General features: G+C 70.2%; 16 protein-coding genes. 13 read left to right on the top strand and 3 right to left on the bottom strand.

What is annotated here, in order from left to right; all coding sequences use genetic code 11:
• The first annotated feature begins 99 nt into the window (after window positions 1-99).
• The 6 genes from ACWGDX_RS28480 to ACWGDX_RS28455 all read left to right on the top strand — a co-directional run bounded on the left by ACWGDX_RS28480 (window position 100) and on the right by ACWGDX_RS28455 (window position 9,199).
• Window positions 100-2,136, top strand: coding sequence for a glycogen debranching N-terminal domain-containing protein (locus ACWGDX_RS28480; protein WP_453630059.1), 2,037 nt, complete (start codon window positions 100-102; stop codon window positions 2,134-2,136).
• Window positions 2,137-2,266: 130 nt separating this feature from the next.
• Entirely contained in the window at window positions 2,267-3,031 is a 765-nt protein-coding gene (locus ACWGDX_RS28475; protein WP_453630057.1) for an NUDIX hydrolase, read from the top strand.
• A gap of 197 nt (window positions 3,032-3,228) precedes the next feature.
• Window positions 3,229-5,262, top strand: a complete 2,034-nt coding sequence (locus tag ACWGDX_RS28470) for an ATP-binding cassette domain-containing protein (protein ID WP_453630055.1) — start codon at window positions 3,229-3,231, stop codon at window positions 5,260-5,262.
• A 160-nt stretch (window positions 5,263-5,422) separates the two neighbouring features.
• Window positions 5,423-6,310: a FadR/GntR family transcriptional regulator gene (locus ACWGDX_RS28465; RefSeq protein WP_453630053.1), complete on the top strand. Its 888-nt coding sequence runs from the start codon at window positions 5,423-5,425 to the stop codon at window positions 6,308-6,310.
• Window positions 6,311-6,651: 341 nt separating this feature from the next.
• A complete protein-coding gene (locus ACWGDX_RS28460; protein WP_453630051.1) occupies window positions 6,652-8,202 on the top strand; it encodes an RNA polymerase sigma factor in 1,551 nt (516 codons plus the stop codon).
• A gap of 145 nt (window positions 8,203-8,347) precedes the next feature.
• Entirely contained in the window at window positions 8,348-9,199 is an 852-nt protein-coding gene (locus ACWGDX_RS28455; protein WP_453630050.1) for a S1 family peptidase, read from the top strand.
• 89 nt (window positions 9,200-9,288) lie between these two features.
• Here ACWGDX_RS28455 and ACWGDX_RS28450 read toward each other — a convergent pair whose 3' ends face one another.
• Complete coding sequence (locus ACWGDX_RS28450) at window positions 9,289-9,519, bottom strand: DUF7455 domain-containing protein (RefSeq protein WP_046495432.1); 231 nt, start codon at window positions 9,517-9,519, stop codon at window positions 9,289-9,291.
• Window positions 9,520-9,976: 457 nt separating this feature from the next.
• On the opposite strand from ACWGDX_RS28450, the gene ACWGDX_RS28445 reads away from it, so the two are divergent.
• The 6 genes from ACWGDX_RS28445 to ACWGDX_RS28420 all read left to right on the top strand — a co-directional run bounded on the left by ACWGDX_RS28445 (window position 9,977) and on the right by ACWGDX_RS28420 (window position 17,045).
• Window positions 9,977-12,103: a DNA gyrase/topoisomerase IV subunit B gene (locus tag ACWGDX_RS28445; protein ID WP_453630047.1), complete on the top strand. Its 2,127-nt coding sequence runs from the start codon at window positions 9,977-9,979 to the stop codon at window positions 12,101-12,103.
• Between the two features lie 141 nt (window positions 12,104-12,244).
• Window positions 12,245-12,754: a DUF1453 domain-containing protein gene (locus ACWGDX_RS28440; RefSeq protein WP_453630045.1), complete on the top strand. Its 510-nt coding sequence runs from the start codon at window positions 12,245-12,247 to the stop codon at window positions 12,752-12,754.
• Entirely contained in the window at window positions 12,751-14,070 is a 1,320-nt protein-coding gene (locus ACWGDX_RS28435) for a sensor histidine kinase (RefSeq protein ID WP_453630043.1), read from the top strand. The genes ACWGDX_RS28440 and ACWGDX_RS28435 overlap by 4 nt, the downstream gene beginning before the upstream one ends.
• Window positions 14,067-14,735, top strand: coding sequence for a response regulator transcription factor (locus ACWGDX_RS28430; RefSeq protein ID WP_363080881.1), 669 nt, complete (start codon window positions 14,067-14,069; stop codon window positions 14,733-14,735). Before ACWGDX_RS28435 ends, ACWGDX_RS28430 begins: the two co-directional genes overlap by 4 nt.
• A gap of 97 nt (window positions 14,736-14,832) precedes the next feature.
• Window positions 14,833-15,456, top strand: coding sequence for a DUF485 domain-containing protein (locus tag ACWGDX_RS28425; RefSeq protein ID WP_453630041.1), 624 nt, complete (start codon window positions 14,833-14,835; stop codon window positions 15,454-15,456).
• Window positions 15,453-17,045, top strand: a complete 1,593-nt coding sequence (locus ACWGDX_RS28420) for a solute symporter family protein (protein WP_453630040.1) — start codon at window positions 15,453-15,455, stop codon at window positions 17,043-17,045. Before ACWGDX_RS28425 ends, ACWGDX_RS28420 begins: the two co-directional genes overlap by 4 nt.
• A 102-nt stretch (window positions 17,046-17,147) precedes the next feature.
• Here ACWGDX_RS28420 and ACWGDX_RS28415 read toward each other — a convergent pair whose 3' ends face one another.
• Window positions 17,148-17,840: a response regulator gene (locus ACWGDX_RS28415; RefSeq protein ID WP_453630038.1), complete on the bottom strand. Its 693-nt coding sequence runs from the start codon at window positions 17,838-17,840 to the stop codon at window positions 17,148-17,150.
• Window positions 17,837-19,597, bottom strand: a complete 1,761-nt coding sequence (locus tag ACWGDX_RS28410) for an ATP-binding protein (protein WP_453630036.1) — start codon at window positions 19,595-19,597, stop codon at window positions 17,837-17,839. The genes ACWGDX_RS28415 and ACWGDX_RS28410 overlap by 4 nt, the downstream gene beginning before the upstream one ends.
• Before the next feature lie 321 nt (window positions 19,598-19,918).
• Here ACWGDX_RS28410 and ACWGDX_RS28405 point away from each other — a divergent pair, with 321 nt between their 5' ends.
• Entirely contained in the window at window positions 19,919-24,208 is a 4,290-nt protein-coding gene (locus tag ACWGDX_RS28405) for a discoidin domain-containing protein (protein ID WP_453630034.1), read from the top strand.
• The last annotated feature ends 27 nt before the right edge of the window (window positions 24,209-24,235 follow it).

The raw sequence follows: 24,235 nt of genomic DNA, 5'->3' as shown, positions 1-24,235 counted from the left end.
GGCCGGGCGGGCGTTCACCTCGGTGGCGGAATCGTATGAGCCGCGCCGCCGCAGAGACGGCGGTCCTCCGGAGCGCAGAGAAGGCAGAGCAGACCACCCATGGCCCTCACCGCCCCTCCCCCGAACAGCGAGCCGCCGCGAGCCATCCCCTCCGGAGCCGGGCGCGGGAAGACCGTGCCGCGCGCGGCGCCGCCCGCCGTGCACCATCTCCTGCTCTGTGTCGCGCTGCCGTGTCTCGCGGTCTCGGCCGAGCACGGACAGCTCACCGGCGAGGAGATCGAGGGCTTCTACCAGTCCGGAAGGCGTCTGCTCTCCCGCTGCCGGCTGCGGATCGCCGGACGGGAACCCCTCCCGGTGCAGGGCAGGCTGGTCGCCGCGGACCGGGCGCGGTTCCTGGGGGTCGTCCGCACACCCGACGACGCCGGACCCGACCCGGAGATCCATGTCGAACGGGTACGGGACGCCGACGGCACCGAGCGGATCACCCTGCACAGCTCGGCCCGCCGCGTCCGCGGATTCCCGGTGGAGATCTCCTTCGGCACCGACCTCGCGGAACTGGCCGCGATCGGAGCGGGCCGGGCCGGGCCGGGACTGCCCGCGGCCGTCCACCCCGCGGGGCTGCGCTGGTCCGCGCCCGGTGGCGGATCCGCCGTCGTCACCGCGTCCCCCGGCCCCCACGACACGCTTGCCTCGGCGGGACTCCTGCGCTGGGAGGTGGAGCTCGGGCCCGGTGCCGCCCACACGATCGAACTGCGGATCCGCTCCGGCCGACCGGTACGGCCGACGGGCCGGACGGGGAGCAATCCACTGCCCGAGGCGGCGGCCGAGGGGGACGATCCGCGGGTGGGGGCGCTGTTCGCCGCGAGTCTCGGTGATCTCCGGGGGCTGCTGGTACGGGGGCCGGACGGTCCCGCGGATCTTCACCTCGCCGCGGGCGTGCCCTGGCGCGGCGGACCGCCCGCCGCCGAGGCGCTCTGGGCCGCACGGATGGCGCTTCCGCTCGGCACCCGGCTGGCCGCGGGCACGCTGCGCACGGTCGCCCGGGGCCAGTTCACCGGAAGGGGACGGGACTTCGGACGGCTCCCCGGGCCACTGCGGGACGCCGGTCCTCATCTGCCGCCGACCTGCGGCGGTGTGGAGGCGACACTCGCCTTTCCCGTGGTCCTCGCCGAGGCACGCCGCTGGGGGCTTTCCGAGAGCGAGCTGGCCGAGCTGTTGCCGGTCGCGGAGCGCTGTCTGCACTGGCTGCGCGCCGCCCTGGACGGTGGCGAGCTGCTGGGGGAGCCGGGCCCCGCCGGGCCCCAGCGGGTGGAGACCCAGTCTCACGCGCACCGCGCGGCCCTGCTGGGAGCCGATCTGCTGGACGCCTGCGGACGGCCGGGGGCCGACGGCTGGCGCGAGTGGGCGGGCGCGCTGCGCGTGCGGTTCGCGGAGACGTTCTGGATCGACGATCGCGCGGGGGGACGTCCGGCCGCGGCACGTCTCCATGACGGCCGGCTGCTTCCGTATCCGAGCGGCAGCTCCGCCCATCTCCTGGACACCGGTCTGCTCGGGGAGGGCAGGGCGGCTCCGGGACTGCTGGACCGTGAGCGGACCGAGCAGTTGGCCCGTGTGCTCGGCAGTCCCACGCTCGACTCCGGCTGGGGGCTGCGGGGTCTCGGTGCCAGGGAGCCGGGACACAATCCGTTCGGCCATCGCGCGGGGGCGGTGCGGGTCCATGAGACGGCCGTCGCGGTCGCCGGTCTGGCGATGGCCGGGCACGAGAAGGAAGCGGTGTCCCTGCTGCGTGGAGTGCTGGACGCGGCGGAGGCCTTCGGCTACCGGCTGCCGGAGATGTACGCGGGGGAGCAGCGCACCGCCGGGGGCGCTCCCGTGCCGCACCCGGCGGCGTGCCGTCCGGCCGCCGTGGCGGCCGCTGCGGGCATCCATCTGCTCACCGCGCTCGTCGGTGTCCGCCCCGACGCCCCCGGTGGCACGGTCGCGCTGTACCCGGTCCGCTCGGCCCCGCTCGGGGCGGTCCGGCTCAGCGGGCTGCGGGTCGCGGGGGAGCCCTTCTCCTTACGGGTCAGCCGGCTCGGACTCGGGATGGTGGAGGAAGCGGCGGACGGTCTCCAACTCGGCGGGGGCGACGGATGAGCCCCGGCGGGTAGCCGGGTGAGCCTGCGTGTCCGACCTGGACATGAGGGCGGCCGGGAGAGCGAAAGAAGTAATCAGTGGTCATGACCGAAGGAGTGTTTATCGTCAGGCAGACGACTATGATCACGGCATGTCGCCCTACGACCCGTCGGCCTTCCCCGCTTTTGCCGTCACCGTCGACCTGGTCGTGCTCACCGTGCGGCGCCACGCGCTCTGCGCGCTGGTCGTACGGCGCGGGGAGTCGCCGTTCCAGGGCCGGTGGGCGCTGCCCGGCGGTTTTGTCAGGGCCGACGAGGATCTCGCCGACGCGGCGGCGCGGGAACTGTCAGAGGAGACCGGGCTCTGCGCCCACGATCCCCACGCACCGGCACCCGGGAACGGGGCCCATCTGGAACAGCTCGCGACCTACGGGGACCCCGGACGGGACCCCAGGATGCGGGTGGTCAGCGTCGCCCATCTGGCGCTCTCGCCCGACCTTCCGGCCCCCCGCGCGGGGGGTGACGCCAACAGCGCGCGATGGGCCCCCGTCGAGGCACTGCTCAACCAGGAGGGTGCTTTCGTCCGTGAGGACGGACAACCCGCGCAGCTCGCTTTCGACCATGGGCGGATCCTCGCGGATGGTGTGGAGCGGGCCCGTTCCAAGATCGAGTACTCCTCGCTCGCCACCGCGTTCTGCCCGTCCGAGTTCACCGTCGGTGAGCTGCGCCGGGTGTACGAGGCGGTGTGGGGCGTGGCGCTCGATCCCCGTAACTTCCACCGCAAGGTGACGGGGACGCCGGGTTTCCTGGTGCCGTCCGGGGGCACCACCACCCGGCAGGGCGGCCGGCCCGCCCAGCTCTTCCGGGCCGGCGGGGCGACCGTGCTCAACCCGCCGATGCTGCGGCCCGAGGTCTGACGGAGAGGGAGACCGGAGAGGGAGACCGGGGCGGGGACAGCGGCGGCCTGACGGCCCGTCAGTCGTGGCCGATGGTGACAGGCGTCCGGACATAAGACACCCGGGTGGACGGCCCTGCGCTGCAAGTCGGACATATCGCGTTATCTTGCTCCGGTACTCACCCTGCCGCCGAGCGGTCTCACCCCGCGGGAGAAGCGATGCTCCAGGCCGTCGGACTGACCAGCACCCCCCGTCGAGACCTCACCTCCGCCGTGGACGATCTGACCTTCGAGGCCCGGCCCGGCTCCGTCACCGCGCTACTCGGTGCCTCCGGCGCGGGCAAGACGATGGCCCTCAGACTGATGCTCGAACTCCAATCCGGCCGAGGGATCACCTACTTCCGCGGCCGTCCGCTCCATCGCATCGCCCATCCGGCGCGTGAGATCGGGGTGCTCCTCAGTGATCTGCCCGGCCATCCCGGACGCACGGTCAGGGGCCAGCTCAGGATGCTCAGCGCCGCCGCGGGCGTCCCCGCCTCGCGCGCCGACGAACTCCTCGACGTCGTGGGCCTCAAAGGCCTGCGCGACGAACGTCTCGGCACGCTCTCGCTCGGTATGGAGCGCAGACTCGGTCTCGCCGCCGCGCTGTTGGGCGACCCGCACACCCTGCTGCTCGACGCGCCGTCCGGGGGACTCTCGCCCCGCGAGACCAACTGGCTGTTCGGACTGCTCGGCGCGCACGCGGCCCAGGGCGGCACGGTCCTCTACACCACCGACGACCCGAAGGAGGCCGCTCGTACCGCCGATCATGTCGTCACCATCGACGACGGCCGCCTTGTCGCCGACCAGGACGGGGCGGCCTTCGCCCGCACCAGGCTGCGCCCGCGCGTCGCTGTCAGGACACCGCACGCCGCGCGTCTCGCCGACGTGCTGAGCCGTGAGGCCCGCGCGAGCAGACGCTCCGTCGAGGTGGTGGCCGAGGCGGGCAGCCGGCTCACGGTCTTCGGCAGCACCTGCCCAGAGATCGGCGAGGCGGCCTTCCGGCACGGGATCCTCGTCCATCAGCTCGCCGACGAGTTCGGTGACACCGGTCCGGGTCCGGCTCCCCGCCTCGCCCCGGTCCCGGCCGCCGTCTCCGTTCCGGTCCCCGGACCCGGACCCGGCTCGGGCCCCGGCTCAAGCTCGGGCCCCGGTTCCGGTTCCGGTTCTTTCTTCCGCACCGTCTCCGTACCGGGTCCGGCTCGGACCTTCAAGCTTCGGCAGACACGGGCCGAGGCGGATACGGCACCGACCGAGGCGGTGGGCACCCCACACGCCGCACCGCACACGCCGTCCCACGCCACGCCGCACGTCGCTTCGCACGCCGGTCCGCGGATCGCCCCTCACGCCGGGACGCGCAACGGTCCGCGCATCGAACCCCGGGCCGAACCGGCGGCCGACGGTCTCGGGCCGCTGCCGCCACCGCTGCCGGCCCGCCCGGTCCGCAGTCCGCTCAGACCGGTGCGTTACGAACTCCGCCGCCTGCTCGGTGTGCCCAGCACCCATCTGATCGTGGCCGCCGTCCTTGTCGCGTCGACGGTTCTCGCCGTGACCCTCGCCCACACCGGCAGGACCCCGCTGCCCGGTCTGCTCGCGGCCTGGCCGGGCATTCTGCCGCTGCCGCCCGCCGCACTCGGTGCCGGACTGCTCGGCGCGCTCTCCTTCGGCCACGAGTTCCGCTACCCCGCGCTCGCCGGTGCGCGCGGCACCGTTCCCCGCCGTCTCGGGCTGCTGCTCGCCAAGTCCGTGGTGACGGCGGCCTCGGCACTGCTGCTCACCCTGCTGGTGGTGGCGGCCGACCTCGGGGCCCTGCGTCTCGTGTACGGCGCCGGGGCCGCGCCCGTTCCGGACAACTGGATGGCGCTCTGTGCCGGCTGGGCCGGTCTCGCCGCGGGCTCGGCCTGGGCGGGGCTGCTCGCCGCCGGGGTCTTCCGGGCCGCGGTCGCCGGAGTGGCCGCGGTGATCGCCGTACCGACCCTGGTCGTACCCCTGCTTCAGATGGTGTTCTCCGGTCCGTCCGCGCGTTCGACGGCCGGACTCACGAGCAGACTCCGTGAACTGGCGTGGCTCCAGTGGCCCGGCCAGGTCGACCGGTGGCTGATGATCGCGGTCAGACTCGTTGCCCAACCGATCGCGGCAGCACTGACGTTGTCACTTTCGGTTCTTCTCTGTGCATATCTGTTCACCGGCCTTCGTCGCAGGGCCCGTTGGTGACCGAGGAACGACCGGAGCGTGCCCTCCTGTCCACAACTCCCCTGAGAAAGCCCGCTTCTTTCCGATAAGGCGTCAATCGAAGAGCGAGCGCCGATCACCCTTTCGTGTGCTTTTCACCAAAGACCTCAAGGCTCATGGAAGCAACGCCGACAAAGGATGCGTGAGTACCCTTGCGCACACCATGATGACCGCCGCCCGTTCCGTCGACTCCGGCCTCGCCGACCCGGGTGAACTCGACCGCTACCCCTTCGCGGAGGCCCCCGGCGCCGACCGCGCGGCCGCCCCCGTCTGGGAGGGCGCCGACACCGATTTGGGCCGGGTGGGACGGCGTACGACAAGCAGCCGTGGCCGCGGACTGCACGGCCAACTCGTCCAGCAGCTCGGCCAGATGATCGTCTCCGGAGACCTGGGCGCCGACCGGCCGCTCGTACCCGAGGAGATCGGCCAGCGCTTCGAGGTCTCCCGTACCGTGGTGCGGGAGTCGTTGCGCGTGCTGGAGGCCAAGGGCCTTGTGAGTGCCCGGCCCAATGTCGGCACCCGTGTCCGTCCGGTGAGCGACTGGAATCTGCTGGACCCCGACATCATCGAATGGCGGGCTTTCGGACCACAGCGTGACGACCAGCGCCGTGAGCTGACCGAGCTGCGCTGGACGATCGAGCCCCTGGCGGCACGTCTGGCGGCCGGCCACGGCAGGGCGGAGGTCCAGCAGCGGCTCACCGACATGGTGGAGATCATGGGCCACGCCCTCGCCCAGGGTGACTCGATCACCTTCGCGCGTGCGGACGCCGAATATCACTCCCTGCTGATCCAGCTCGCGGGCAACCGTATGCTGGAGCACCTCTCCGGCATCGTTTCCGCCGCCCTCCAGGTCTCCGGCGGCCCGATCACCGGATGTGACCGCCCCACCGAGGCCTCGCTCGCCCACCACACGCGGATCGTCGACGCCCTCGCCACCGGCGACGCGCACGCCGCGGAATCGGCCATGCGTCAACTGCTCACCGTGCAGCCCGAGGTGGAGCGCGTCGTGCCAGCGCCGCGCGAGCACTGAGCGCCGCCGCAGCCAGGACGTACGGGGATGTACGCATCGTGTGTCGCCGGACCCAGAGGGTCCGGCGATGCGATTGTGGGGCCTTAGATCCCGCTTCTGCTCGCTTTGTCGCAAATGAGGTGTGACTCGGGCCACGTGGATTGGGCGTAACACTCCTCGAGGCAGGGCGATGACTTAAGAGGTGACAGCCGAGGAGGGAATACGACCGCCGTGCGTGGCGCTGTATTCACCCTCTGAGGTCCTAACCCGCGCCGTCGGCACATCCCCAGCCGACGGTCGTCGGCTCCGGCCCGAACCTGGGCGGGGCCGGAAGCCGTTTCCATCGTTCCGAGAGGTTGTTCGTGTCGGCCAGCACATCCCGTACGCTCCCGCCGGAGATCGCCGAGTCCGAGTCTGTGATGGCGCTCATCGAGCGGGGAAAGGCTGATGGGCAGATCGCCGGCGATGACGTGCGTCGGGCCTTCGAGGCCGACCAGATTCCGCCAACCCAGTGGAAGAATGTTCTGCGCAGCCTCAACCAGATCCTCGAGGAAGAGGGTGTGACGCTGATGGTCAGTGCCGCGGAGTCGCCCAAGCGCACCCGCAAGAGCGTCGCAGCGAAGAGCCCGGTCAAGCGCACCGCCACCAAGACTGTCGCGACCAAGACGACCACGACGAAGACCGTCGCGGCCGCCACCGCGGCACCCGTGGTCGAGAGTGTGGACATGGCGGCCGACGAGGCCGCCGTACCCGCCAAGAAGACCGCCGCGAAGAAGACCGTGGCCAAGAAGGCGACGGTCAAGAAGACCGCAGCCAAGAAGACGACCGCCAAGAAGACCACGGGCAAGAAGGACGCCGATGAGGTCGCGGACGGCGATGAGCCGACCGATGAGATCCAGGGCGGCAAGGCCGAGGAGGAGGAGACCGAGGGCGAGAACAAGGGCTTCGTACTCTCCGACGACGACGAGGACGACGCGCCGGCCCAGCAGGTCGCCGTCGCCGGTGCCACCGCCGACCCGGTCAAGGACTATCTGAAGCAGATCGGCAAGGTCCCGCTCCTCAACGCGGAGCAGGAGGTCGAACTCGCCAAGCGCATCGAGGCCGGTCTCTTCGCCGAGGACAAGCTGGCCAACTCCGACAAGCTCGCGCCCAAGCTCAAGCGTGAGCTGGAGATCATCGCGGAGGACGGCCGACGCGCCAAGAACCATCTGCTGGAGGCCAACCTCCGGCTCGTTGTCTCGCTGGCCAAGCGCTACACCGGCCGCGGCATGCTCTTCCTGGACCTGATCCAGGAAGGCAACCTCGGTCTGATCCGCGCGGTCGAGAAGTTCGACTACACCAAGGGCTACAAGTTCTCGACGTACGCCACCTGGTGGATCCGTCAGGCGATCACCCGCGCCATGGCCGACCAGGCCCGCACCATCCGTATCCCGGTGCACATGGTCGAGGTCATCAACAAGCTCGCGCGCGTCCAGCGCCAGATGCTCCAGGACCTGGGCCGTGAGCCCACCCCGGAGGAGCTGGCCAAGGAGCTCGACATGACCCCTGAGAAGGTCATCGAGGTCCAGAAGTACGGCCGTGAGCCGATCTCGCTGCACACCCCGCTGGGCGAGGACGGCGACAGCGAGTTCGGAGACCTCATCGAGGACTCCGAGGCGGTCGTCCCGGCCGACGCGGTGAGCTTCACGCTTCTCCAGGAGCAGCTCCACTCGGTGCTCGACACGCTCTCCGAGCGTGAGGCGGGCGTGGTCTCCATGCGCTTCGGCCTCACGGACGGCCAGCCCAAGACGCTGGACGAGATCGGCAAGGTCTACGGCGTGACGCGGGAGCGTATTCGTCAGATCGAGTCCAAGACGATGTCGAAGCTGCGCCACCCGTCGCGTTCGCAGGTCCTGCGCGACTATCTCGATTAGGTCTCTTTCAGGGGCGCGCTGAAGCGTGTTCGAAGGCCCGGATGCCACTACGGATCCGGGCCTTCGCCTCGTGCGCGGGGTGCGGGACGGGCGGGGGAGGATGACTCTGGGTAGATACGCCTTCACCGGAGAGTCAGGAGCCCGTATGCGTCATTCGCTTGCCCGAGTGCTGACGGGAGGAGTGGCGGTGATCGCGGCGGGGGTCCTGTCGCCGCTTCTCTCGCCGCCGCCCGCCGTCGCCGAGAGTGTGGTCATCGGTGGTGAGCCGGTACGGGTCGCCGACAGCCCCTGGGTCGTGGCCGTGTCCAGCCGTGACCGCTTCGGCGGTACGCGGGCGGGCCAGTTCTGCGGGGGTGTGGTGGTGGCTCCCACGAAAGTGCTGACGGCCGCCCACTGTATGAGCCCGGATGTGCTCGGAGGGCCTCCGGGACAGGTGCGCGACCTCAGGATCATCGCGGGGCGGGACCGGCTGCGCGCCAAGGGCGGGCATGTCGTCGCCGTACGGTCCGTCCAGGTCGACCCGGGGTACGACCCGGGCACCAACGCGGCGGATCTGGCCGTGCTGACGCTGGAGCGCCCGCTGCCCGGGAGATACGCGATCCGGCCGGCGGAGCCCGGTGACTCCGCCGCGGAGCCGGGGACCGCCGCCGCCGTCTACGGCTGGGGCGACACCTCGGGTGACGGCGACTACGCCAGCACGCTGCGTTCGGCGCCGGTGGCGGTCCTGCCGGACGCGAACTGTTCGCGGGCGTATCCGGGCGGCGGCTCAGGTGGCCGCTACGAGCCCTCCACGATGCTCTGTGCGGGCGATCCCGCGGGCGGGCACGACGCCTGCCAGGGGGACAGCGGAGGGCCGCTGGTGGCCCAGGGGCGCCTTATCGGGCTGGTCTCCTGGGGGAGCGGCTGTGGACGCCAGGACAGTCCCGGGGTCTACACCCGGATCACCACGGGGGTCAGGGCGGTCGCCACCGCGGTCGGAGCGCACGTTCCGCGGTGACGAGAACAGGCGGCCACCTCGCTCTCAGCGGAGGTGGCCGCCCGTCGGTCGGTCAGGACCGACCCTTGGCTCGTCGTGGATGCGAGGTGTCAGCGCTCCTCTTCACCACCGCCGGCCGGCACGGCCGTCAGTCGGTCGGTCTCATCCTGTATTTCCGCGGCGATCTTCTTGAGTTCCGGCTCGAACTTACGTCCGTGGTGGGCGCAGAAGAGCAGTTCACCACCGCTGATCAGGACGACGCGCAGATAGGCCTGTGCGCCGCAGCGGTCGCAGCGGTCAGCCGCGGTCAGCGGGCTCGCGGGGGTCAGAACAGTAGTCACGTCGCCTCTTCTCTAGCTCGACGAGCTGTCGTACCAGGGTCAACATCCAACCAGGCCGAAAACGTTCCCGCTCTCGGCTTTTCCTTGAAAACTTCTTTCCGGGTGGCTGGCTGCTGGCGGTTGGCGGCGAATGGGCCGTATCGCTTCGCTCGGGCTCGCTCTACGGGTTTCGCGTTGCTTGACAGTGCTTGTCAGTGGGGAGCGCCCTCGCCGGCTGGCTTGCCGGTTGTTGATGAGGACGTGCCCGGAGCCTAAATGGTTCATGCCTGGAAGGGAACGTGATGTGTGCTTCACCCCGACGAGGGATCGAACACCTATGCGACCGTGGACTAGCATAAGAAATCGCGAGGGTGGCGTGACAACGGCTCTACCAGGCCTCTGTACCCTCTGACCGGTGACAGACGCCGGGCCTTTACCCCACGGGGCCACATCTCAAATTCAGCGAGGAGCGAACCGCGTGACCGCCGAGACGTCCGTGCCGTCCACTGCGCTGCTGACCGCAGACCGTGACGGCTCCAACTACACCGCGCGGCACCTGCTCGTCCTTGAGGGGCTCGAAGCGGTCCGCAAGCGACCCGGAATGTATATCGGCTCGACCGACAGCCGTGGTCTGATGCACTGCCTCTGGGAGATCATCGACAACTCCGTCGACGAGGCCCTGGGCGGCTACTGCGATCACATCGAGGTGATCCTCCACGAGGACGGCTCGGTCGAGGTCAAGGACAACGGCCGGGGCATTCCGGTCGATGTCGAGCCCAAGACCGGCCTGTCCGGCATCGAGGTCGTCATGACCAAGCTGCACGCCGGCGGCAAGTTCGGCGGCGGCTCGTACGCCGCCTCGGGCGGCCTCCACGGTGTGGGTGCCTCCGTGGTGAACGCGCTCTCCGCCCGGCTCGATGTCGAGGTGGACCGCAACAGCGCCACCCACTCGATCAGCTTCCGCCGCGGAGTCCCGGGGATCTTCACCGAACCGGGTCCCGACAGCCCCTTCGATCCGGCGAACGGGCTGATCAAGGGCAAGCGGGTGCCCAAGGCGCGGACCGGTACGCGCGTGCGCTACTGGGCCGACCGGCAGATCTTCCTCAAGGACGCCAAGCTCTCCCTGGAGACGCTTCACCAGCGCGCCCGCCAGACCGCCTTCCTGGTCCCCGGACTGACGATCGTCGTCAGGGACGAGCGCGCGGCCGGTGAGAGCGAGGGCAACGGCACGGTCGAGGAGACATTCCGTTTCGACGGCGGCATCAGCGAGTTCTGCGAGTATCTGGCGCAGGACAAGGCCGTCTGCGACGTGCTGCGCCTGACCGGTCAGGGCACCTTCAAGGAGACCGTCCCGGTGCTGGACGACCGCGGGCACATGACACCCACCGAGGTCACCCGGGAGCTGGGCGTCGACATCGCGCTGCGCTGGGGCACCGGGTACGAGACCATGGTCAAGTCGTTCGTGAACATCATCGCGACGCCCAAGGGCGGTACGCATGTGAGCGGCTTCGAGCGCTCGCTGACCAGGACGGTCAACGAGGTGCTGCGCTCGGCCAAGATGCTCAGGGTCGCCGAGGACGACATCGTCAAGGACGACGCCCTGGAGGGCCTGACCGCCGTGGTCACGGTGCGGCTCGCCGAACCTCAGTTCGAGGGTCAGACCAAGGAGGTCCTGGGCACCTCGGCGGCCAACCGGATCGTCTCCAACGTCGTCGCGAAGGAGCTCAAGGAGTTCCTGACGTCCACGAAGCGTGATGCCAAGGGACAGGCACGGGCCGTGCTGGAGAAGGCCGTCGCCGCCGCCCGTACGCGGATCGCGGCCCGCCAGCACAAGGAGGCGCAGCGCAGGAAGACCGCGCTGGAGTCCTCCTCGCTGCCGGCCAAGCTCGCCGACTGCCGCAGTGACGACGTGGACCGCAGTGAGCTGTTCATCGTGGAGGGGGACTCCGCGCTCGGTACGGCCAAGCTCGCCAGGAACAGTGAGTTCCAGGCGCTGCTGCCGATCCGGGGCAAGATCCTCAATGTCCAGAAGTCATCCGTCTCGGACATGCTCAAGAACGCCGAGTGCGGGGCGATCATCCAGGTCATAGGGGCGGGCTCGGGCCGCACGTTCGACATCGACGCGGCCCGCTACGGCAAGATCGTGCTCCTGGTCGACGCCGATGTCGACGGCGCGCACATCCGCTGTCTGCTGCTCACGCTCTTCCAGCGCTACATGCGGCCGATGGTGGAGGCGGGCCGGGTCTTCGCCGCCGTACCGCCGCTGCACCGGATCGAGCTGGTGCAGCCCAAGCGGGGCCAGGACAAGTACGTGTACACGTACTCGGACAACGAGCTGCGGCAGACGCTGCTGGAGTACCAGCGCAAGAACATCCGGTTCAAGGACTCCATCCAGCGCTACAAGGGTCTGGGCGAGATGGACGCCGACCAGCTCGCGGAGACCACGATGGACCCGCGCCACCGCACCCTGCGACGGATCAACATCGGGGACCTGGAATCGTCCGAACAGATCTTTGATCTGCTGATGGGCAATGAGGTGGCGCCCCGCAAGGAGTTCATCACCAGCTCCGCGGCGACCCTGGACCGCTCGCGCATCGACGCCTGAGCCACGACCTCGCGAGCGCGGTTTCCACCCACGGGTGGAGGCCGCGTTTCCACCCGTGATCCACCCCCGAGCCGATGCTCTGACCTGGTGCTTCTCCGTAACGTCGAAGTCGCTGAACTTCTTCGTCCCCGGAGGCACCGCATGTCCTCATTGCTCACCGTCGTGGTGATCGCCGCCGCTGTCGCGCTGGTCGCCGTACGCCAGTTCAAGCCACAGCGGATCGCCACCGGCGGGCGTCGCCAGCTGGTCCTTCCCGCCGTCCTGGCGGTCGTCGCGCTGAGCCGGCCGGGACTGATCGACGCCGACGACCGCTCCCTGTCGCTGCTGCTGCTCGGCGCCGAGTTGGTGGTGGGGCTGGTGATGGGGGCGGGCTGGGCCTGGACCGGCCGGCTCTGGACCGCAGAGGACGGCTCGGTGTGGACGAGGGGCACCGGGGCCACGGTCGCGGTCTGGATCGGCGGTATAGCCCTGCGGCTCGGACTGATGGGCATCGGCGCGCTGCTCGGCGTCCACCAGGGCTCCGGAGCGCTGCTGCTCGCACTCGCCGCCTCCGTGCTGGTCCGCAGAGGCATGCTGGTGTGGCGGGCCCGTGCCGTACACCCGTCGTACGGTGACGCGATAGCCGCCGCGCCGTGGAAGGACCGTGTGTGACAGCCGACGCCTGGACGAACTGGCCTTCTCGCGAGGCCCTCACCCGGGAGGGCCGTACCGAGGCGCGGCGATGGCTGGCCCGGTCCATCCGGACGCTCGGTCTGGCGGCTCTGCTCTGGTCGACTTTCAGCCAGCGCCATGTGGAGGGCTGGGCGACGGCCGTGGCCGTGGCCGCCACACTCGTTCTCGTCCTCTGCGCCTGGGCCTTCTACCGCACCACCCTGCGGCATCAGCTCTGGCCGTCGGTCGGGCTGCTGGTGGCGCTGCTGGGCGGAGCCCTCGTCGCGAGCCGGAGCGGATTCGACATCGCCGCGGTCGTGCTGTGGTGCGGCTGCGCCGTCACCGCCATGGAGCGGCTGCCGCTCGCCGCCGCCCTGCCCACCACCTGTCTCGGCCTCGGCGGATTCGCCGCGTTCGGCCAGGACGCCTGGCTGACCACGTCGCTCACCACCGCGGGGCTGCTGCTCGGCGGCTATGTGCTGCGGCTCGACGCGGAGGCGCGCGGCAGCGCCCAGCGGCTGCTGGCCCAGGAGCGGGCCGCCCGCGCCGCCGAGGCCGAATCGGCCGCCCTCGCCGAGCGGGCCAGGATCGCCCGGGACATCCATGACGTCCTGGCGCACAGCCTCTCCGCGCAGCTCGTGCATCTGGAGGCGGCCCGGCTGCGGATCGAGCAGGAACCGGCGGGACCGTTCCGCGACCAGATACTTGAGCGGGTCGTCGCCGCGCGTTCCATGGCGCGCGACGGGCTCGCCGAGACCCGGCAGGCGCTCTCCGCCCTGCGCGGCGAGATGGCCCCCCTCGGGGACCATCTCCGTGAGCTGGCCGCCATGGAAGGTGCCGAGGTCGCGGTCGAGGGGGCGCCGAGGCCCCTGCCCGCGGAGGCCTCGCAGGCGGTGCGCAGAGTGGCGCAGGAGGCGCTCACCAACGTACGGAAACACGCGCCGGGCGCGCGTGTACGGATCGTGCTCACCTACCGCGCGGACGAGGTGACGCTGGACATACGGGACTCCGGCGGGAAGCACAGCGGCGGGGCGGGGGCGGAACCGGCCGGTCTGGTGACCTCCGGCTCCGGGTACGGTCTGCTGGGGATGAGGGAGCGCGCCGAACTGCTCGGCGGCACTCTGGAGGCCGGCCCCGACGGCCTCGACGGTCCCCCCTCTCCTGGGACGGGTCCCGGGGGCGCTGGGGGCGTCCTGGAGAAGGGCTCCGGGACAGGCTCGGACGGCTCCGGGAGCTCTGTGGGATCCGAAGGTCCTGTGGGATCCGAAAGCCGCGAAGGGAAGGGTTTCACCGTGCGTCTGCGAGTGCCCGCATGACGGCCCGAGTGATCGTGGCCGACGACCAGGCCGTGGTGCGCGAGGGCATCGTGATGCTGCTCGGGCTGCTCCCGGGCATCGAGGTCGTCGGCGCGGCCAAGGACGGCGAGGAGGCCGTGGCCCTGGTCGCCGAACTCGGTCCTGATGTCGTGCTGATGGATCTGCGGATGCCGCGCTGCGACGGTGTGGAGGCCACCCGCCGTATCCGCGCCGAGCACCCGGGGACCCAGGTCGTGGTGCTCACGACCTACGCCGACGACGATTCGCTCTTCGCCGCGCTCCGGGCGGGCGCCCGCGGCTATCTCACCAAGGACGCGCGGGGCGAGGAGATCGTCCGGGCCGTGGAGGACGTACTGGCGGGCCAGGCCGGACTGGCGCCCGCCGTGCAGCGCAGACTGCTGGAACGGGTCACCGCCCAGCCCGCCCCGCCGGCGCCCGTGGAACTGCCCGACGGACTGACCGCGCGGGAGGCCGAGGTGCTCTCCCTGGTGGCCGAGGGGCTCTCCAACAAGGAGATCGCGCAGCGGCTGCACATCGGGGCGGCCACGGTGAAGACGCATATCAACAATCTCTTCGGCAAGACGGGGGTGCGCGACCGCGCGCAGGCCGTGCGATACGCCTACCAACGGGGACTCATCCCGCCACCCGGGACAACCATCACCTGATGGGGTGAAGCCGGGGCGGAGACGAGCTCGTGATCCCGCCCCTCCGCCCATCCTTGCTACGCGGCCGAAACGGTTCGCCGACAAGGAGAGTTGACCGGTGGAGAAGCAGGAAGGGCGTGACGCCGCAGCGATGCGGCTCGACGACCCGTGGTACGAAGCGCTGGCCTCGGACTGGGGCGAGCCCGCCGGTCCCGGCATGTCCGTGACGTCCGTTCCGCCGGGCGGGAGCGCCGCTCCCGGGTACGGGTACGGGCACGGCGACGTTGACAGCGACGGCGCCGCCGGGCAGCCGGCCTCCGAGATCTATCAGCGGGTCCAGCGCGGTGCCGCCTTCCAGGAGATCAGGAGCCGCTATCGGCGTTTTGTCCTCCCCGCCACGCTCGCCTTCCTCCTCTGGTACTTCGCGTATGTCGTGGCCGCGACGGCCGCGCCCGAGCTGATGGCGAGACCGGTGGCGGGAGCGGTGAATGTCGCGATGGTGGCCGGACTCGGCCAGTTCCTCTCGACGTTCCTGCTGACCTGGGCGTACGCGCGCCATGCCCGGCTGCGCCGGGACCGGGCGGCGCTCGAACTGCGCTGGAGTGTCTTCGACCAGGGGCGAACCCAGGGGCGGCACCAGGCGCGGACCCACCAGGCGCGGACTCAGGAGACGGAGCGGGGGAGTGCGCGGGGGAGCGCGACAGCGCACGGGAGCGCGACGGTACGGGGGAGCGCCCGGTGAGCGGCGACCACCAGACCCTGGCGCTGGTGCTGTTCAGCGCGTTCGTCGCGGTCACTCTGGGGATCACCACCTGGGTGAGCCGCAAGCGCCAGGGCTCCGCCGAGGAGTTCTACGCGGGCGGCCGGCTCTTCTCGCCGATGGAGAACGGATTCGCCATCGCGGGCGACTACATGTCCGCTGCCTCCTTCCTCGGGATCTCCGGCCTGATCGCCCTGTTCGGCTACGACGGCATGCTCTACTCGGTCGGGTTTCTCGTCGCCTGGCTGGTCGTGCTGTTCCTGGTCGCCGAACTCGTACGCAACTGCGGGCGGTTCACCCTCGCCGATGTCGTCGCGGCGAGGATGAGCGAACGGCCGGTCAGGATCGCGGCGGGCACCTCCTCGGTCACCGTCTCCGTGCTCTACCTGGTGGCGCAGATGGTCGGGGCGGGCAGCCTGGTCGCGCTGCTCCTCGGCGGTACGAGCGCCTCGGCGCGTACCTGGACCGTGATCGGCGTGGGCGCGCTCATGGTCGTCTATGTCTCCTTGGGCGGGATGCGGGCCACCACCTGGATCCAGATCGTCAAGGCCGTGCTGCTGATGGCCGGTGCGATCGCGCTGACCGTGCTCGTCCTGGTCCGCTTCCACGGCGATGTCAACGGCCTGCTGAACACCGCCGTCGCGCACAGCGGCCACGGTGCGGAGTTCCTCGCCCCCGGTCTCAAGTACGGCGGGGACTGGACCGCGCGCCTCGACTTCATCAGTCTGGGGCTGGCTCTTGTCCTGGGGACGGCCGGGCTGCCGCACATCCTCTCCCGCTTCTCCACCGTGCCGACCGCGCGCGCCGCCCGGCACTCGGTCGTCTGGGCCGTCGGTCTCATCGGCGGCTTCTACCTGATGACGATCGTGCTCGGGTTCGGGGCGGCGGCGCTGGTCGGTTCCGACGCGGTCCGTGCCTCGAACGCCGCGGGGAACACGGCCGTTCCGCTGCTGGCGCTCGATCTCGGCGGCGGGGCGGGATCGACCGGCGGAACGGTTCTCTTCGCGGTGGTCGCGGCCATCGCCTTCGCCACGATCCTCGCCGTCGTCGCGGGCATCACCCTCGCCTCCTCGGCGTCCGTCGCCCACGATCTCTACGTCTCGCTCAGACGCCGGCGCGCCAAGCGGCGAAGCGAGGTGGCGGTGGCCCGGCTGGCGGCGGCCGGTATCGGCGCGGTGGCGATCGCGCTCAGTCTGCTGGCCCAGGATCTGAATGTCGCCTTCCTGGTCGGTCTGGCGTTCGCGGTCGCCGCCTCCGCCAATCTGCCCGTCCTGCTGTACTCGCTGTTCTGGCGGAACTTCACCACACGGGGCGCGGTCTGGTCGGTGTACGGCGGGCTGATTCCGGCCGTGGTGCTGGTGGCGCTCTCGCCCGTGGTCTCGGGGAGTCCGGACGCGGTGCTCCCCGGTCTCGACTTCCAGGTGTTCCCGCTCCAGAACCCGGGTGTGGTCTCCATTCCGCTGGGCTTCCTCGCGGGCTGGATCGGTACGGTCACCTCGTCCGAGCCGCCCGATGAGGCCAAGTACGCGGAGACGGAGGTCCGTTCACTGACGGGGGCGGGGGCCGTCTGAGAGCCCGCCGCCAGGCCGCCCGCCGCCAGGCCGCCCGCCGCCAGGCCGTCCGTCACCTGACGCCTGGCCCCCGGCCCCCCGCCGTCCGCCGCCCCGCGTCCGTCAGGCGTTCGCCGCCCAGGTGTAGCGGTGTTCGGGGCGCCCCGTCTCGCCGTACCGGAGGGTGAGCCGTACCCGCCCGGCCCGCTCCAGCAGCTTCAGATAGCGCTGCGCGGTCTGCCGGCTCATCCCCGCGTTCTCCGCGATCTCCTGGGCCGACAGCGGACCGTCCGCGCTCATCAGCGCCTGGCGCACCAGTGCGGCGGTGGCGGGGGAGTGGCCCTTGGGCAGGGACGGGGCGCCGGCGGAGGAGAGCGCGGCGGCGGAGAGCGCCCCGAACATCCGGTCCACCTCCGCCTGTTCCGCCTCGCCGCCGCGGTCCAGAGTGCGGCGCAGTGCCGCGTACGCCTCCAGCTTGGCCCGCATACCGGCGAAATTGAATGGTTTGACCAGGTACTGAAGTGCGCCAAGGCGCATCGCGGCCTGCACGGTGGCGACATCGCGGGCCGCCGTCACCATGATCACATCGGTCTGATGGCCGAGTCGCCGCAGCTCCCGCACCACCACGAGTCCGTTCTCGTCCGGCAGATGGTGATCGAGAAGGATCAGATCGATGGCGCGCTCGGAGATCCGGCCGAGCGCCTCGGCGGCCGAGTGGGCCTGCGCGACCACCCGGAAGCCCGCCACCTTGGCCACATAGGCCGTATTGATCTCCGCGACCCGGATGTCGTCGTCCACGACCAGTACGTCGATCATCGTGTCTCCCCGGCCGCTGCCCGCGCCTGCGAGGCGTCGTCCGTGCCGTTGTCCGTGCCTTTGTCCGTGCCGTCCTTCGGGCCGTCGTCCGCGGTTCCGCCGTGGTGCGCGGCTGCTCCGCCGGGCAGGACCGCTTCGTCGTCCGGCGCCGTCAGGGCCTCCGGCAGTACGACGGTGAACTCGGCGCCGCCGTGCGCGGATTCGGCGACCCGCGCGCTGCCGCCCTGCCGCTCGGCGAGTCTGCGGACCAGGGCCAGACCGAGACCGCGTTTGCCGTGGGCCGGCGGCTCCTTGGTCGACCAGCCCTCGGAGAAGACGGCTTCACGGTGGGCGGCGGGGACACCGGTACCGCTGTCGGAGATCACAAGAACGACGGTACGGCCTTCGGCGCGCAGTTCCACCTCGATCCGCGGGTCCTCGGAGCCCGCCGCCGCGTCCAGCGCGTTGTCCACCAGATTGCCGACGACCGTCACCAGCCCCTGCGGATCCACCAGCCGGTCGGGCAGCAGTGTGCGGGACGAGAGCCGCAGCGAGACACCGCGCTCGGCGGCCACGGTGGCCTTGCCGACCAGCAGCGCGGCCGGCAGCGGATCGTGGACGCGCTCGGTGATCTGCTCGGCGGTGGCCCGGTGCACCCCGACGACCTCGGTGACGAACTCCGCCGCCTCCTCGTGCATCTCCAGCTCCAGCAGTCCGAGCAGGGTGTGCATCCGGTTCGCGTGCTCATGGTCCTGGGCCCGCAGGGCGTCGATCAGTCCGCGCGTCGCGTCCAGCTCACGGCCCAGCCGCTCCAGCTCGGTGCGGTCGCGGAGGGTGACGACGGCGCCGCCGTCGTCGGTCGGCATCCGGTTGGCGACCAGGACCCGGCTCCCCCGTACGGCGAGCAGGTCCTCGCCCAGCACGCGTCCGGTCAGCACCTCCGTGGTGCGTCCGGCCCCGAGCACCTCGTCGAGCGGCCGTCCGATGGCATCGGGACCGAGTCCCAGCAGCCGCTGCGCCTCGTCGTTGATCAGCCGGATCCGGCCGCTCCCGTTCAGCGCCACCACACCTTCCCGGAGGCTGTGCAGCATGGCCTCGCGCTCGGTGAGCAGCGCCGAGATGTCCGAGAAGGCCAGGTCATGGGTCTGCCGCTGGATCCGCCGGGAGATCAGATACGCGGCGAGCGCCCCCGCCGCGAGCGCCCCGCCCGCGTAGGCGAGCAGCCCGGGTATCGCGGCGAGCAGCCGGTCGCGGACGCTGTCGTAGGCGATACCGACCGAGACGGCCCCGACGATGGCGCCCGTACGGTCGCGCAACGGGACCTTGCCCCGGGCGGAGCGGCCGAGTGTGCCGCTGTCGATCTCCCGTATGTGCGCGCCGGCGAGCGCCTCGCTGGGATCGGTGGAGACGACCTTGCCGATCTGGCCGATATCGGTGTGTGACCAGCGGACTCCGCGTCTGTCCATGATCACCACATACTCGGCGCCGGTGGCGCGTCTGATCCGCTCGGCCTCGGCCTGGACGGGACCGCCGGGCGTCGGCCGTGAGGCCAGCAGATCGGCGGCGGCCTCCGCGGAGGCGGCGGTCTCGGCGATCGCCAGCGCGCGGCTCATCGCCTGGTCGTCCAGTTCCTTGCTGAAGGGGGCCAGAAAGAGCCCCGTGGCCAGCACGGTGACGCCCGCGGCGATGGCGAGCTGCATCAGCAGCACCTGCGAGAAGACCCGGCGCGGCCAGCCGAATCGGCGTCGTCTTCCCGCGGTGCTCGGTCCGGCGCTCATGTCCAGGAACGGTAGAGGGCGGGAGGGGCCTTCTCGAAATTTCCACAGTTACGCAAATCCGTCGCAAGGTTTGCAGATCACTTACGTTTGCCTGATGAGCGGCCAAAAACAGGCTGGCGCAGCGCCGCAGGTGTCAACTCGGGAGGCGAACCACGGGATTTGGTTCTGTCTCAGTGGTGGACGGACTGGCAGTTCTCTGCAACTCTCTGACCGCAAAACGCAAAAGACCCTGTTCATCAGTGCAGAAATGCTTGCCATACCGGCAGGCAGTCAGAGCCGCGCCCTCGCCGCCCCCGCGCCGAGGCCGAAGATCGGGGATCCATGAGATCGCTACGCCGGAGATGGCGGGTTCTCTCCACCGCCATAGCCACCAGTCTTTTGATGATGGGCTGGCCGTCGTTCACCGCTGCCGCGGCCGACGGTCCCAACATCGCCGCGGGGCGGACCGCGGCGACGAGCGCCAGTACGGGCGGCACCAAGGCCCGCGATGTGACGGACGGGAACCAGTCGACGTACTGGGAGGGCAACGGCAAGGGCTCCCAGTGGGTGCAGTCGGACCTGGGCTCCAGCAAGCGCGTCGACCAGGTGGTGCTGAAGCTCCCCGCAGGGTGGGAGAGCCGTAAGCAGACCCTGTCCATCCAGGGGAGCGCCGACGGGACCAGCTTCGCCACGCTGAAGAGCTCGGCCACGTACAGCTTCAGCAAGGGCCAGGGCAACAAGGTGACCGTGGCCTTCCCCGCCACCAAGGCGCGGTTCGTGCGGGCGAACTTCACCGCCAACACGGCCGGGAAGAAGGCCCAGCTCGCCGAGCTGGAGGTGCGTGCCGCGGCGGCGGCCTCGGTGAATCTGGCCGCCGGCAAGACGCTGACCTCCAGCAGCTTCACCGAGGTCTACGGGCCGGGCAACGCCAACGACGGCAACAAGGCCACCTACTGGGAGAGCAGGAACAACGCCTTCCCGCAGTGGATCCAGGCCGACCTCGGCTCCTCCGTCGGCGTCAACCAGGTGGTGCTGCGCCTGCCCGACGGCTGGGGCGCCAGGGACCAGACCCTGAAGATCCAGGGCAGCGCCAACAACTCCACCTTCTCGGACCTGACGGCCTCGAAGGCGTACACCTTCAGCCCCGCGGGCGCGCAGACGGTGACGATCTCCTTCGACGCCACCAGCACGCGCTATGTCCGGGTGCTGATCACGGCGAACACCGGGCAGCCCGGCGGCCAGCTCTCCGAGCTGGAGATCTACGGCCCCGAGACCGGTGACACCCAGGCCCCCACCGCTCCCACGGAGCTGACCTACACCGAGCCGGCCACCGGTCAGATCAGGCTGGCCTGGCGCCCGTCGACCGATGACACGGGTGTCACGGGCTACGACATCTACGCCAACAACGAGCTGCGGACCAGCGTCGCGGGCAGTGTCACGACCTTCACGGACACCCAGTCGACCGGTACGACGGTCTCGTACTACGTGCGGGCCAAGGACGCGGCCGGGAATGTCTCGGGCAACAGCAACACGGTCACCCGGCAGGGGGACACCGGTGACACCCAGGCGCCGACCATCCCCGCCAACCTCGCCTTCACCGAGCCGTCCTCCGGCCAGATCAGGCTGACGTGGAGCGCGTCGACGGACAACAGGGGTGTCACGGGTTACGACATCTACGCGAACAACGTCCTGCGGACCAGTGTCGCGGGGAACGTCACGACCTACACGGACAGCCAGTCGGCGGGTACGACGGTCTCGTACTACGTGCGGGCCAAGGACGCGGCCGGGAATGTCTCGGGCAACAGCAACACGGTGACCAGGAACGGCACCCAGGGTCCGACGGGCTCGAACCTCGCCATCGGCAAGCCGGTCACCGCGTCCTCCTCGGTCTTCACCTTTGTCGCGGAGAACGCCAACGACAACAGCGTCACCACCTACTGGGAGGGCGCGGGCGGCAGCTACCCCAACACCCTCACCGTGAAGCTGGGCGCCAACGCCGACACCGAGAACGTCGTGGTCAGGCTCAACCCGGACAGCAGCTGGGGCCCGCGTACCCAGAACATCCAGGTGCTGGGGCGTGAGCAGAACGCCACCGGCTTCACCAGCCTGGTGGCCGCCAGGGACTACGCCTTCTCCCCGGCGAGCGGCAACCTCGTGACCATCCCGGTCAGCGCGCGGGTCGCCGATGTCCAGCTCCGGTTCACCTCCAACACCGGTTCCGGTGCGGGCCAGGTGGCGGAGTTCCAGGTGATCGGCAACCCGGCGCCCAACCCGGACCTCACGGTCACCGGGCTGAGCGCGTCCCCGGCCTCGCCGGTCGAGTCCGACCCGATCACCCTGTCGGCGACCGTACGCAACGCCGGAGCGATCGCCTCCCCGGCCGGTTCGGTCGAGTTCCGCCTCGGCGGTACCAAGGTCGGCACCGGTTCCGTGGGCGCGCTCGCGGCCGGGGCCTCCGCCACGGTCACCGCGGACATCGGCGCGCGTGACGCCGGTTCGTACCAGCTCAGCGCCGTCGCGGACCCGGCCAACCAGATCATCGAGCAGAACGAGACCAACAACACCTTCACGGGCGCGAGCCCGCTGGTGGTGCGGCCGGTCGCCAGCTCGGACCTGATCGCCTCCGCCGTCTCGACGTCCCCGTCCAGCCCCGCGGCCGGTGACACCGTCTCCTTCTCGGTGGCGATCAAGAACCAGGGCACGGTGGCCTCGGCGGCCGGCGCCCATGGCATCACGCTGACGGTGCTGAACTCGACGGGTGCCACGGTCAGGACCCTGACGGGCACCTACAACGGCACCATCGCCGCGGGCGCCACCTCGGCCGCGGTCGGCCTCGGCACCTGGACGGCCGCCAACGGCTCGTACACGGTGAAGGTGGTCCTCGCCGACGACGCCAACGAACTGCCGGTCAAGCGTGTGAACAACACCAGCTCGCAGCCCCTCTTCGTCGGTCGCGGCGCCAATATGCCGTACGACATGTACGAGGCGGAGGACGGTGTCGCGGGCGGTGGCGCGCAGGTCGTCGGTCCCAACCGGACCGTCGGCGATGTCGCGGGCGAGGCGTCCGGCCGTAAGGCCGTCACCCTCAACAACACCGGAAACTACGTCGAGTTCACCACCAGGGCCAGCACGAACACGCTGGTCACCCGGTTCTCCATCCCGGACGCGGCCGGTGGTGGCGGGATCAACTCCAGTCTGAACATCTATGTCGACGGCACCTTCCTCAAGGCCATCGACCTCACCTCGAAGTACGCGTGGCTGTACGGCAACGAGACCGGTCCTGGGAACTCTCCCGGTGCCGGCGGGCCCCGTCACATCTATGACGAGGCCAATGTCCTGCTGGGCAGGACCGTTCCCGCGGGCAGCAAGATCCGTCTCCAGAAGGACACGGGCAACGCGCACACGTACGCGATCGACTTCATCAACCTGGAGCAGGCCACCGCGGTCGCGAACCCGGACCCGGCCACCTACACGGTGCCGGCCGGATTCACGCACCAGGATGTGCAGAACGCGCTGGACCGGGTGCGCATGGACACCACCGGCAAGCTCGTCGGTGTCTATCTGCCGGCCGGTGACTACCAGACGTCGAGCAAGTTCCAGGTCTACGGCAAGCCGGTCAAGGTGGTCGGCGCGGGTCCCTGGTTCTCCCGGTTCTTCGCCCCGTCGACCCAGGACAACACGGACGCGGGCTTCCGGGTGGAGGCGGCGGCGAAGGGCTCGTCCTTCGCGAACTTCGCCTTCTTCGGCAACTACACCTCGCGTATCGACGGGCCCGGCAAGGTCTTCGACCTGTCCAATGTGTCGGACATCACGATCGACAACATCTGGAACGAGCACACCGTCTGCCTCTACTGGGGTGCCAACGCGGACCGGGTCACCATCAGCAACTCCCGGATCCGCAACACCTTCGCCGACGGCATCAACATGACCAACGGCTCCACGGACAACCACGTCGTCAACAACGACGCGCGGGCCACCGGCGACGACGCCTTCGCGCTCTTCTCGGCGATCGACGCGGGCGGCGCGGACATGTACAACAACGTCTACGAGAACCTCTCGGCGACGCTGGTGTGGCGGGCCGCGGGCCTCGCCGTCTACGGCGGCTACCGCAACACCTTCCGCAACATCCATATCGCGGACACCCTGGTCTACTCGGGCATCACGGTCAGCTCGCTGGACTTCGGCTACGCGATGAACGGCTTCGGGACCGAACCCACGACGATCGAGAACGTGTCGATCGTCCGGTCCGGCGGGCACTTCTGGGGCAGCCAGACCTTCCCGGGAATCTGGCTGTTCTCCGCCTCCAAGGTGTTCCAGGGGATCCGGATCAACAACGTCGACATCGTCGATCCGACCTACAGCGGCATCATGTTCCAGACCAACTATGTGGGCGGTCAGCCGCAGTTCCCGATCAAGGACACCATCCTCAACGACATCTCGATCACGGGCGCCCTCAAGAGCGGGGACGCCTTCGACGCCAAGTCCGGCTTCGGACTGTGGGCGAACGAGCTGCCGGAGGCGGGTCAGGGGCCGGCTGTCGGTGAGGTCACCTTCAACCGTCTCAGGCTCAACAACAACGCCGTGGACGTGAGGAACACGACGCCCGGCTTCAGGATCATCATCAACCCGTAGAAGCCGCATCAACCCGTAGAAGTCACA

Source organism: Streptomyces sp. NPDC055025 (assembly GCF_053608565.1).
The sequence above is the reverse complement of the archived record's forward strand: the minus strand, read 5'-3'. Positions and strand labels throughout refer to the sequence as shown.

Excerpts from the sequence above, each read along its gene's own strand:
- ACWGDX_RS28480 (WP_453630059.1), top strand. The coding sequence starts at position 100 with ATGGCCCTCACCGCCCCTCCCCCGAACAGCGAGCCGCCGCGAGCCATC.
- ACWGDX_RS28475 (WP_453630057.1), top strand. The coding sequence starts at position 2,267 with ATGTCGCCCTACGACCCGTCGGCCTTCCCCGCTTTTGCCGTCACCGTC.
- ACWGDX_RS28470 (WP_453630055.1), top strand. The coding sequence starts at position 3,229 with ATGCTCCAGGCCGTCGGACTGACCAGCACCCCCCGTCGAGACCTCACC.
- ACWGDX_RS28455 (WP_453630050.1), top strand. The coding sequence starts at position 8,348 with ATGCGTCATTCGCTTGCCCGAGTGCTGACGGGAGGAGTGGCGGTGATC.
- ACWGDX_RS28440 (WP_453630045.1), top strand. The coding sequence starts at position 12,245 with ATGTCCTCATTGCTCACCGTCGTGGTGATCGCCGCCGCTGTCGCGCTG.
- ACWGDX_RS28430 (WP_363080881.1), top strand. The coding sequence starts at position 14,067 with ATGACGGCCCGAGTGATCGTGGCCGACGACCAGGCCGTGGTGCGCGAG.
- ACWGDX_RS28415 (WP_453630038.1), bottom strand. The coding sequence starts at position 17,840 with ATGATCGACGTACTGGTCGTGGACGACGACATCCGGGTCGCGGAGATC.
- ACWGDX_RS28410 (WP_453630036.1), bottom strand. The coding sequence starts at position 19,597 with ATGAGCGCCGGACCGAGCACCGCGGGAAGACGACGCCGATTCGGCTGG.
- ACWGDX_RS28405 (WP_453630034.1), top strand. The coding sequence starts at position 19,919 with ATGAGATCGCTACGCCGGAGATGGCGGGTTCTCTCCACCGCCATAGCC.